At 31.4% G+C, this 10,926-nt stretch carries 10 protein-coding genes and 1 pseudogene; all 11 read left to right on the forward strand.

Going from position 1 to position 10,926, the window contains the following annotated elements; translation table 11 throughout:
- Nucleotides 1-315: 315 nt before the first annotated feature.
- A pseudogene (gene tnpA / locus B5E87_RS14035) lies at nucleotides 316-591 on the forward strand (IS200/IS605 family transposase); the annotation flags it as partial.
- 141 nt (nucleotides 592-732) lie between these two features.
- A complete protein-coding gene (locus B5E87_RS14040) occupies nucleotides 733-3,303 on the forward strand; it encodes an ATP-dependent Clp protease ATP-binding subunit (RefSeq protein WP_087245918.1) in 2,571 nt (856 codons plus the stop codon).
- Between the two features lie 91 nt (nucleotides 3,304-3,394).
- Nucleotides 3,395-4,141, forward strand: a complete 747-nt coding sequence (locus tag B5E87_RS14045) for an RsmE family RNA methyltransferase (protein ID WP_087245920.1) — start codon at nucleotides 3,395-3,397, stop codon at nucleotides 4,139-4,141.
- Nucleotides 4,129-4,899, forward strand: coding sequence for a hypothetical protein (locus B5E87_RS14050; RefSeq protein ID WP_087245922.1), 771 nt, complete (start codon nucleotides 4,129-4,131; stop codon nucleotides 4,897-4,899). The genes B5E87_RS14045 and B5E87_RS14050 overlap by 13 nt, the downstream gene beginning before the upstream one ends.
- Before the next feature lie 11 nt (nucleotides 4,900-4,910).
- Nucleotides 4,911-6,218: a tRNA (N(6)-L-threonylcarbamoyladenosine(37)-C(2))-methylthiotransferase MtaB gene (gene mtaB / locus B5E87_RS14055; RefSeq protein WP_087245924.1), complete on the forward strand. Its 1,308-nt coding sequence runs from the start codon at nucleotides 4,911-4,913 to the stop codon at nucleotides 6,216-6,218.
- Nucleotides 6,205-7,686 carry a UDP-N-acetylmuramoyl-L-alanyl-D-glutamate--2,6-diaminopimelate ligase gene (locus B5E87_RS14060; protein WP_087245926.1) on the forward strand — a complete coding sequence of 494 codons (1,482 nt, stop codon included), beginning with the start codon at nucleotides 6,205-6,207 and terminating at the stop codon, nucleotides 7,684-7,686. The genes mtaB and B5E87_RS14060 overlap by 14 nt, the downstream gene beginning before the upstream one ends.
- A complete protein-coding gene (gene deoC / locus B5E87_RS14065; protein ID WP_087245928.1) occupies nucleotides 7,658-8,305 on the forward strand; it encodes a deoxyribose-phosphate aldolase in 648 nt (215 codons plus the stop codon). The genes B5E87_RS14060 and deoC overlap by 29 nt, the downstream gene beginning before the upstream one ends.
- A gap of 115 nt (nucleotides 8,306-8,420) precedes the next feature.
- Nucleotides 8,421-8,603: a 30S ribosomal protein S21 gene (rpsU, locus tag B5E87_RS14070; RefSeq protein WP_087245930.1), complete on the forward strand. Its 183-nt coding sequence runs from the start codon at nucleotides 8,421-8,423 to the stop codon at nucleotides 8,601-8,603.
- 64 nt (nucleotides 8,604-8,667) lie between these two features.
- Nucleotides 8,668-8,865, forward strand: coding sequence for a YabP/YqfC family sporulation protein (locus B5E87_RS14075; RefSeq protein WP_224759445.1), 198 nt, complete (start codon nucleotides 8,668-8,670; stop codon nucleotides 8,863-8,865).
- Entirely contained in the window at nucleotides 8,846-9,811 is a 966-nt protein-coding gene (locus tag B5E87_RS14080; protein WP_087245935.1) for a sporulation protein YqfD, read from the forward strand. The genes B5E87_RS14075 and B5E87_RS14080 overlap by 20 nt, the downstream gene beginning before the upstream one ends.
- A complete protein-coding gene (locus B5E87_RS14085; protein WP_087245937.1) occupies nucleotides 9,771-10,739 on the forward strand; it encodes a PhoH family protein in 969 nt (322 codons plus the stop codon). The genes B5E87_RS14080 and B5E87_RS14085 overlap by 41 nt, the downstream gene beginning before the upstream one ends.
- The last annotated feature ends 187 nt before the right edge of the window (nucleotides 10,740-10,926 follow it).

The following is a 10,926-nucleotide window of genomic DNA, read 5'->3' on the forward strand; positions in this document are numbered from 1 at the left end:
GGTATTTTTCTTACCCTTATTATTTTTGATAACTCTAACGAACATAGAAGCACCTTCTTTCTTAACTACATTATACAACAAAAGTAAAGGAAATAAGATAATAAATAGATAATTATACTAACTACAAGTAAAAAAGACACTCTTTTATTTCCAAAAAAATAAAAAAGAGCCAACTTACTAAGTTGACTCCATTGACCACGTGTTATACGCGTGGTAAAAGAATTAAGCTTAGAGCGTTGAAAGTAAAAAGCCTCCAATGATACAATGAATTTAGCCTGGCAGCTAAGAAACAAAAGAATCAAAGGAGGTTAGTCTATGAAAGACATAAATAGTTTATCACATACATCATATAGATGCAAATATCATATAGTTATCGTACCAAAATATAGAAGGCTCATCATATATAATAAATTAAGAAGAGATATCATAGAGATATTGATACTGTTGATTAACAGATTCAAGGATGTAGAACTTATAGAGGGGCAAGTATGTTCTGACCATATACATATGTTACTTGAAATTCCACCAAAATATTCTATATCGGAATTTATGGGGCAGTTGAAGTCAAAGTCTACACTGATGATATTTGATTTGAATAAGTCAGGTTATTCATTATAAAAACAGTATTTGAATTTTAATAAACATTTTAGCACTTCGGGGTTGACAGTGCTAAAAAACATGGTATACTATAATTAGCACTTGGATATAATGAGTGCTAAAGGAGTGATGAAGATGAATATAGAAAAATGGACAACAGCTATGCAGGAAGCTATGCAAAAAGCCATCCAACAGACTTTAGGAATGTCTTGTCAGGTTATTGATGTTGAAGATTTTTTATTAGCATTATTGGAAGATACAAGTGGTATTTTATATCGTGTGCTATCAAAAGCAAATGTCAATATTCAACAGTTAGAAACATTTTTAAGAAATAAACAACAACAAAAACCAAGAGTCAATGGTGTTGATGAAAGTCAATTAAGAATATCATATGATTTGAATCAATTGTTAATAAAGGCTCAAAAAGTGATGAGTGGTTATAAAGATGAATATACAAGTGTTGAACATTTGATTATGGCAATGTTTGAAGTGCAATCAACATTTATTCAAGATTTGATTCGACAATATCATTTAAATAAAAAAGAATTAGAAAAGATTATTCAGGAAATGCGAGGTGGAAATATGGTTAATAATCCACAACCAGAAAATCAATATGAAGTTTTAACAAAATATGGTAGAGATCTTATTCAAGATGTTAAGGATGGAAAATTAGATCCTGTTATTGGTCGTGATGAAGAAATTAGACGTGTTATTCAAATCTTATCACGTAAAACAAAAAATAATCCTATTTTGATAGGTGAACCAGGTGTTGGAAAGACTGCTATTGTTGAAGGATTGGCATGGCGTATTTTTAAAAATGACGTGCCTGTCAGCTTACAAAATAAGACTCTTTATGAACTTGATTTAGGAGCTTTGGTAGCAGGTGCTAAATATCGTGGTGAATTTGAAGAAAGATTAAAAGCTGTATTAAATGAAATTAAAAAATCTGAAGGAAATATCATTTTATTCATTGATGAGATTCACCAGCTTGTTGGAGCTGGAAAAACAGATGGTGCTATGGATGCAGCTAACTTATTAAAACCAATGTTAGCACGTGGTGAACTTCACTGTATTGGAGCAACAACGCTAGATGAGTATCGTATGTACATTGAAAAAGATGCTGCTTTAGAAAGACGTTTCCAAAAAGTTCAAGTTGATGAACCAGATAGTGACGATACAATTGCGATTTTACGTGGTTTAAAAGATAGCTTTGAATCTCATCATGGTGTTCAGATTACAGATAGTGCCATTGTGGCAGCTGTGAATATGAGTGAACGTTATATTACTGATCGTTTCTTGCCAGATAAGGCTATTGATTTGATTGATGAAGCATGTGCATCTGTACGTATGGAAATTGATTCTTTACCAGAAGAATTAGATGTTATCACAAGAGAAAAGAATCGTTTGGAAATGGAACGTATTTCTATTGAAAAAGAAGATAAAAATGCAGATAATGAAAAACGTCTAGATGAAATTAAGAGTCGTATTGCTTCGTTAGATGAACAAGTAACAGGTTTAACAGATAAATGGAAAGAAGAAAAGAAAGCTTTAGATCATATTAAAGAATTAAAAGATCAAAAAGTGAGATATGAAGCCCTTAAAGATAAATATGAAACTGAAGGTAATTTAGAAGAAGCTTCAAAAATCAAGTATGAAACATTACCTCGTATTAATAAAGAAATTGCTGATTATCAATCACAAGAGTCTGATGATGCTTTATTACAGGAAAAAGTAACAGTTGATACAGTCAGTGAAGTTATTGCTAGATGGACAGGTATTCCTATTCATAAATTGATGGAATCTGAAAGAGAAAAATTATTACATCTTGATGATATTTTAAGAAAAAGAGTTATTGGACAGGATGAAGCGATTGAAAAGATCTGTGATGCTATTTTAAGATCACGTGCTGGAATCAATGATGAAAACCGTCCAATTGGTTCATTTATGTTCCTTGGGCCAACTGGAGTAGGAAAAACAGAAGTTGCAAAGAGTTTAGCAGAACAATTATTCGATAGTGAAAAGAATATTGTCCGTATTGACATGAGTGAATATATGGAAAAATTCAGTGTTTCTCGTTTATTAGGAGCTCCTCCAGGTTATGTTGGATATGAAGAAGGTGGCCAATTAACGGAAGCTGTTAGACGTGCGCCTTATAGCATTGTTTTATTGGATGAAATTGAAAAAGCCCATCCTGAAGTCTTTAATGTTTTGCTTCAAGTCTTAGATGATGGTCGTATTACTGATTCTAAAGGCAATGTTGTTAGCTTCAAAAATACAATCATTATTATGACATCTAATATTGGCTCACAATATTTATTACAAGGTAATAATGAAGAAACAAGACATGAAGTTGAAATGGAATTAAAAGCTCATTTTAAACCAGAATTCTTGAATCGTATTGATGAAATTGTCATGTTCAATTCATTAGATAATCAAGTTGTTTATAAGATTATTGATAAATTTATTGCTCAGCTTTCTAAACGTCTAGAACAACAAAATATATCAGTTCAAGTGAGTGATGGGGCTAAAGAAGAAATCGCAAGAGAAGGTTTTGATCCTACTTTTGGAGCGAGACCACTTAAACGTTTCATTCAGGGACATATTGAAACTTTAGTTGCCAAAGAAATGATTAAAGGTTCTATTCAAAAAGATGATAACATTACGATTGATTATCAAAATCAACAATTTATGATTAGAAAGTCATAAGAGTGAGAAGGTTAGTAGAGGATTGACTTTACTAATCTTTTTTTCTTTTTATATTCAACAAAATGTGATAGAATAGCCAAAGGAGGAAGTTATGCAAAGATATTTTATAGATGCTCAAAATATAGAGGGATCATTCATACATATTGACCCTTATAATCATAAACATATGCAACGTGTCATGCGATATCATCAAGGTGATCAAGTGATTTGTATTTTACCAGATCATCATGTTTATATATATGAAATTATAGATATTGAAAAAGGAATACTTCAACAAAAAGAAGAGCTCATAGAAAATAATGAACTGGATGTTGAAGTGACTTTAATCTATGGCTTGCCTAAAAATGATAAATTTGAATGGGTTCTTCAAAAAGCTACGGAATTAGGCGTTCATAGAATTGTTCCTTTTCTATCACAAAGAAGTATTATTAAAACGGATGAAAAATCCTTTGAAAAGAAAAGAGAACGTTATACTCGTATTTTAAAAGAGGCAAGTGAACAATCTTGTCGTCAGACAATACCTGAGTTGACTTCACTTATAAAAATATCACAGTTAGAGAAATATTTAGGCGATGTCAATTTAGTTGCCTATGAAGAAGAAAGCAGAAATGGTGAAAAATCACTTTTAGCAAAAACGCTTCAAAAAGATTATCACACTATAACAATTATTGTAGGACCTGAAGGTGGTTTTGATGAAAGTGAAATTCAAAAGATGAAAGAGCTTGGTGTTCAGGCCTGCTCGTTAGGAAAAAGAATTTTACGTAGCGAAACAGCCCCGTTATATATGTTAAGTGTTATTGGATTTAGTAGGGAGTTGATGTCATCATGGGATTTATAGAAAGTTTAAATAAAATAGGGGTGGAAATTCCTCTTGCTAAAACACAATTATATCAAGAAATAGAAAGTCATCGTTCTTTTTTTGAAAAGATGGGCTTATCTTCAAAGATCAAGACTGATTTTGATTTGTTTTCATATGAAATTATATATCGAGGTTTATTAACGCAAAATCAGATTGAAAATATTTATGAGGGATTTTTAAATCAACATTATGATTTATTGGATTATTTAAATTATGATGAAAAACAAAAGATGTTTAATAATGATATTGCTGGAGTTTTAGAAACGGCTCCTCATTTCCAGGATTTACAGAGTCAAGTCATGATTTATATTCCTTATTTAGAACCATTTGTCAATCAGCGTTATACTCATGATTATCAAATGTTGCTATTAAAACAACATCGTGAATATATACAAAATTTTAAAGTGAATCTTCATACACCAATTGATATGTATGGTTATTCTATCTTTCGTACAGGTTTTTCTTCTTTAGAGAATGTATATGAAGATCAAAGACATATTTGCTTTTATTTTGATCCGCTTAAAACCATTTATATCTTTAAAAAAGATAATCATGAATTTTTGAATAAAGTTATCATTCAAGACGATAAAGCTCAATGTGAAGTTCGTATTGAAGATATTCAAAAGATTGCATATGATATTGAAAATTATTTGTATCTGGATTGTTTAGAAACATTGAAAGATTTGGAATATATTTCTTTAAAGAATTATAAAAAAATTATAAAAAAATATAAATAGAAAGGATTTTTATGAAAAAAGTTGCTTTTTTAACATTGGGTTGTAAAGTGAATACTTATGAATCAGAAGCGATGCTGAAGCTTTTTTGTGATGCAGGATATGAAAGTGTAGATTTTAAAGAACAGGCAGATGTTTATGTCATTAATACATGTACTGTTACAAACACTGGAGATTCTAAATCTCGTCAGATGATTCGTAAAGCTATTCGTCAAAATCCTCAAGCTACAGTATGTGTAGTGGGATGTTATAGTCAGGTTGCAAGCCAAGAAGTTGCAAAAATTGAAGGTGTTGGTGTTGTTTTAGGAACTCAGTTTAGAAATCGAATTGTGGAATTTGTTGAAGAATACCAAAAAACACATCAGACTGTTATTCATGTTGCTGATGTTATGAAATTATCTCATTTTGAAGATCTGGATATTGATGAATTTACGAAAAACACAAGAGCCTTTTTAAAAATTCAGGATGGATGTAATAATTTTTGTACATATTGCATTATCCCATACGCGAGAGGGCGTATTCGTTCGAGAGATAAGGAGAGTGTTTTCAAACAGGCTCAAAAATTAGTTGATCATGGTTTTGTAGAAATTGTTCTGACAGGAATTCATACTGCTGGATATGGACAAGATTTTGATAATTACAGCTTTTATGACTTATTGGTAGATTTAACGACAAAAGTGAAAGGTTTAAAGCGATTAAGAATTTCTTCAATTGAAATGAGTCAAATCACTCATGAAATCATAGATCTGATTGCTACATCACCTATTATCGTTGATCATCTTCATATTCCTATTCAGTCTGGATGCGATAAAATCTTGAAAAAAATGAATCGTCATTATACGACTGATGAATTTGCATCAAAGATGAAAGAATTAAAAGAAAAATTACCAACCTTGTCTATAACAACTGATGTTATTGTTGGTTTTCCTGGTGAAACTGATGAAGATTTTGAATCCACATATCAGTGGATTAAAGACATGCATTTTAACCAATTACATGTTTTCCCATATTCACCTCGTCAAGGGACACCGGCTGCCAAAATGAAAGATCAGGTAGATGGAAATGTTAAACATCAAAGAGTGAAAGCGTTGATGGATTTATCGCATCAGCTCCTTCATGAGTTTGCAATCCAACAGATTGGACAGACTTTGAATGTTTTAATTGAAGAAGCTGATGGGGATTATATGATTGGTCATGCTTCTAATTATTTGAAAGTTAAAACGAAGTTACCATTGGATTCAGTAGGACATATCTATCCTGTTTTTATTGAGGAATGTCAAGATACAGAATTGATAGGAAGTGTTGTGAGTGAAGAAAATTAATGAATTATTTGATGTTGAAGAAGATTTTAAGATTCGTTCCATTCATAGTGATTCACGCTATGTAGGAAGAGATTCTATTTTCTTTTGTATTGATGGTTTAAGTGTAGATGGACATAAATATATTGAAGATGCTATATTTCAAGGGGCGAAATGCATTGTTTACTCTAAACCTCTAACATTTAAGCATAAGGATATTTTATATATCAAGGTTGATAATGTTTTAGATGAATTGAACAGAGTTGCTGATTTATTTTATGATCATCCTAGTTATAAAATGACGGTGATTGGTATAACTGGTTCAAGTGGAAAAACAATTGTTGCCTTGATGATTAAAAATGCTTTATCACAATTTTTAAAAATGGGATATATTGGGACAAATAATATTGAATATGCAGGTATTATTGAACAATGCCCATATACAACACCAGAAACTATTTTTTTACAAAGACATTTAAATGATATGGTGAAAAAAGATGTCAAAGGTGTAACATTAGAAGTATCAAGTCATGGTTTGGCTTTGAAAAGAGTTGATAGTGTTCATTTTGATATTGCTGTTTTTACAAATGTTTATGAAGAACATTTGGATTTTCATGGGACGATGGAAAATCTGATGGCTTCTAAAGCTAAGCTTTTTTCCTTGTTAGATGAAAAAGGTTATGCTATTTTAAATACAGATGAAGTTCGCTTTTACACTCTTGTCAAAGACTCTATCAAAAGTCATGTTCTGACTTATGGTATTGAACATAGAGCAGACGTCATGGCTAGAAATATAGAGTTATTTATTGATCATAGTGAATTTGATTTACAGGTTCATGATGAATTACATCATGTCTCAGTTCCTGTTTTAGCTCGTTTTAATATATCGAATATTCTGGCTGTTGTAACATCTTTATTAGCGCTAGAAATGCCGATTATGCAAATTATTGATATGATTGAACATATTCAAGGTGTTGATGGACGTATGGAATTATTAAGTCATCCATATCCTTTCCATGTTATTGTGGACTATTGTCAACATGCGAAAAGTTATGAAAAAGTATTTCAGTTTGCTCAACAAGTGAAGAAAAACGGAAGAATTATTGCTGTTTTTGGAGCACCAGGAAAGAAGAATTATAATAAAAGGCAAAAAATAGGGAAATTAGCGAATCAATACTGTGATCAGGTTATTTTGACGGCTGAAGATAATCGAGATGAAGATATTCAGGATATCTGCTTAGATATTCAAAAATATATTGAAAAACCTGTAAGTGTTATTATTGAAGATCGTCGCATTGCTATTGAACAGGCAATTGAAATTGCAAATCGTGATGATATTATTTTGATTCTAGGGAAAGGACATGAACAATTTATGGCTTCTGCAATTGGAAATGATCCTTATCCTGGAGATAAATATGTTGCTTTAGAGGCAATTCATAAAATCTTTAAAGGAGAAGAAGATGATGGAAAAGAAATGGAACAAATTTATTGATCACACATTATTAAAAGCGAATGCAACAAAAGATGAAATTACGCATTTGTGTGATGAAGCAAAGCAATATGATTTTGCTTCAGTATGTGTTAATCCAGTATGGGTATCTTATTGTGCAAAATACTTAGCAGATTGCGATGTGAAAATCTGTACAGTTATTGGATTTCCACTAGGAGCTAATACTTCAGAAGTGAAAGCATTTGAAGCAAAAAATGCTATTGAAAATGGTAGTGATGAAATTGATATGGTTATTAATATTGGGGCGTTAAAAGCTGGTGATATTGAAACTGTATATAAAGATATTCAGGCTGTTGTTGATGCCAGTCAGGGACGTTGTGTAAAAGTGATTATTGAAACTTGTTTATTAACTGATGAAGAAAAAGTTTTAGCTTGTCAACAGGCTATGAAAGCAAAAGCAACTTTTGTCAAAACATCAACAGGATTCTCAACTGGAGGAGCCACTGTTCATGATGTTGCATTGATGAAACAGACAGTTGGTGAACAATGTGAAGTCAAAGCAAGTGGTGGAGTGAAAACTTATCAGGATATGCAAGATATGATTGATGCTGGAGCAACACGTATTGGAACTTCATCAGGAGTTTCGTTGATGAAACAGTAATAAATGAAAAAAATGAAAATATCAAGTGGGAATTATATAAAAAAACTTGATTTTCTGTTATTATCAATGTATAATAACGCATGTATTTGGTATTAGTAAAGGGGGGAAGTTCAATATGGCAAAAACTGTAGTAAGAGAAAATGAATCATTAGATGATGCATTACGTCGTTTCAAAAGACAAGTTTCTAGAACAGGTACCCTTGCAGAAGCTCGTAAAAGAGAATTTTATGTTAAGCCTGGTTTAAAACGTAAAATGAAATCAGAAGCTGCTAGAAAAAATAAAGGTAAACAAAGATAAGAAGAACTTTTGGTTCTTCTTTTTTGTTTTGTATCATATATTCCACTGAGGTGGTATCATGCTGATGATTGATAAGGAACGTATTTGTATTTATGATTATTATGAAGTTCTGATGATGGATACACATTTTTTTAAAATTCAGATGCCCGATTACAATTTGATTATTAGAGGAGAAAATCTACAGATTGAATATTATGATCAAAAGGAAATTCGACTTCATGGTCATGTGAAAGTGATTGAATATGATGAAAATAGGGTATGATAAATATAGTGTAGATGAGTCATTAATTTATTCATTATTGATTTATGCTAGAGATAGAAAATTAAAATTAATACATTTACAAAAAAAGGACTCTCAATTTCTATTTTATCTTCCTGTTTATCAAAGATATATTTTAAAAAGATGGGATTATCCATATCAGTATATTGCGACCATTGGCTTATTGAAATATATCTTTTTCTTATCACGACAGCATTTAAATTTTATTGGAGTGCTTTTTTTCTTCATCAGTATTTTTGTTTCATCTTATCTTATTTTTGATATTCAAATTGAAGGAACATTACCTGAGGTCAATAAGAGCATGATGAAAACTTTACAAAAAGAAAATATAGATTTGTTAAAACCGCTTCAAAGCTATGAGAAATTAAATGATTTATTGCTGCAATTTAAAGATATATATAAAGAGAAAGTTGAATATATGAATATCTATCAGACAGGCAGTGTTTTTCATATTGAATATACGAAACGTCGACAAGAAACAGTCAAAAAAGATGATTATCGTAATTTATATGCCAAAGAAGATGGCATGATTCAATCGTTAGATGTTAAAAGTGGTCATATTCTTGTCAAGAAAAATGATTACGTTAAAAAAGGTGATTTGCTTGTTGAAAACACAATCATTTCAACCCAAAATAAAACAAAGATTATTCCGGTAGAAGGGCATGTTTATGCTTATACTTTTCATCAGTATGAAGCGAGTCTGCCTAATAAAAAACAAGATTACGGAGAAGCCTTTTATCAGCTTTTATTAAATATTCGTGCTCAGATACCAACAGAAGCTGTTATTGATAAAGAAAATGTTTTACAAATGACAAGTACACGTAGTAAAATAACGTTAAAGATGCATTATACTCTTATTGAAGATATTGCAGTCAAAGGAGAAGACAATGAAGAAAATCTTAAAGCTAGAAACATGCACAATGGATGAAATATCAAGACTTTTAGGACAGCAGGAAGAAAATATACATTTATTAGAAGAAGCTATGCAATGTGAAATGATTGTTCGTGGTGATGAGATTGTTTTAAATGATACAGAAATCAAAAATCAGGAAGTTGAAGATATGATTCGTACTTTACTGACTTTAGTTAAGCAAGGAAAAACAATCAGTCAACGTGATATTATCTATTCTTTGAATTTAGCTAAAAATCATCAGTTGAATATGATTGATGAACTTTATCAGACAAAAATAGCAAGGACAACAAATGGAAAATTGATTTATCCAAAAACTTTAGGGCAGAAAGAATATTATAATGCTTTAAAGCGTAATGATGTTGTTTTTGCGATTGGTCCAGCAGGGACAGGAAAAACATATATGGCAGTTGTTTTTGCTGTTCAGGCATTAAAGAATAACGAAGTTCAAAAAATTGTTCTGACAAGACCGGCAGTGGAGGCGGGTGAGAGTCTGGGATTTTTACCAGGGGATTTAAAAGAAAAGGTGGATCCATATTTAAGACCTCTTTACGATGCTTTATATGATATGTTAGGTCGTGAAAAGACAGAACGCTTTATTGAAAAAGGCATTATTGAGATTGCACCACTTGCTTATATGCGTGGACGTACTTTGGAAGATGCCTATGTGATTTTGGATGAAGCACAAAATACGACTGATGCACAGATGAAAATGTTTTTAACTAGACTTGGTTTTCGTTCTAAGATGATCATTACAGGTGATATTACGCAAATAGACTTACCAAAAGGTGTAGGTAGTGGATTGAAAAAAGCTTTGCATATTTTAAAAGATGTCAAAGGTATTCGTTTTGTCTATTTGACAGCCTTAGATGTTGTTAGACATCCTGTTGTGCAGAGAATTATAGAACGTTATGAAGAAGATGAAAAAAGCGAAAATATCAATTAAATACTGATGAAAATCAGTAGTTATCCTATAATAAAAAGTGGTTCACACATTGTACCACTTTTTATTGCTGTGTGCCGGGCATGGCACGGATTCAGTCGGAGATAGACCGACCACAGGTAGTTACCGCCAAGTGTAGTGAACCACAAGTCGTTAACAGTGATGTTAAGGATGGAGGAAGTGGTGTAGC

The organism is Massilimicrobiota sp. An142 (genome assembly GCF_002160725.1).
In the GTDB taxonomy this organism is placed as follows: domain Bacteria; phylum Bacillota_I; class Bacilli_A; order Erysipelotrichales; family Coprobacillaceae; genus Allocoprobacillus; species Allocoprobacillus merdigallinarum.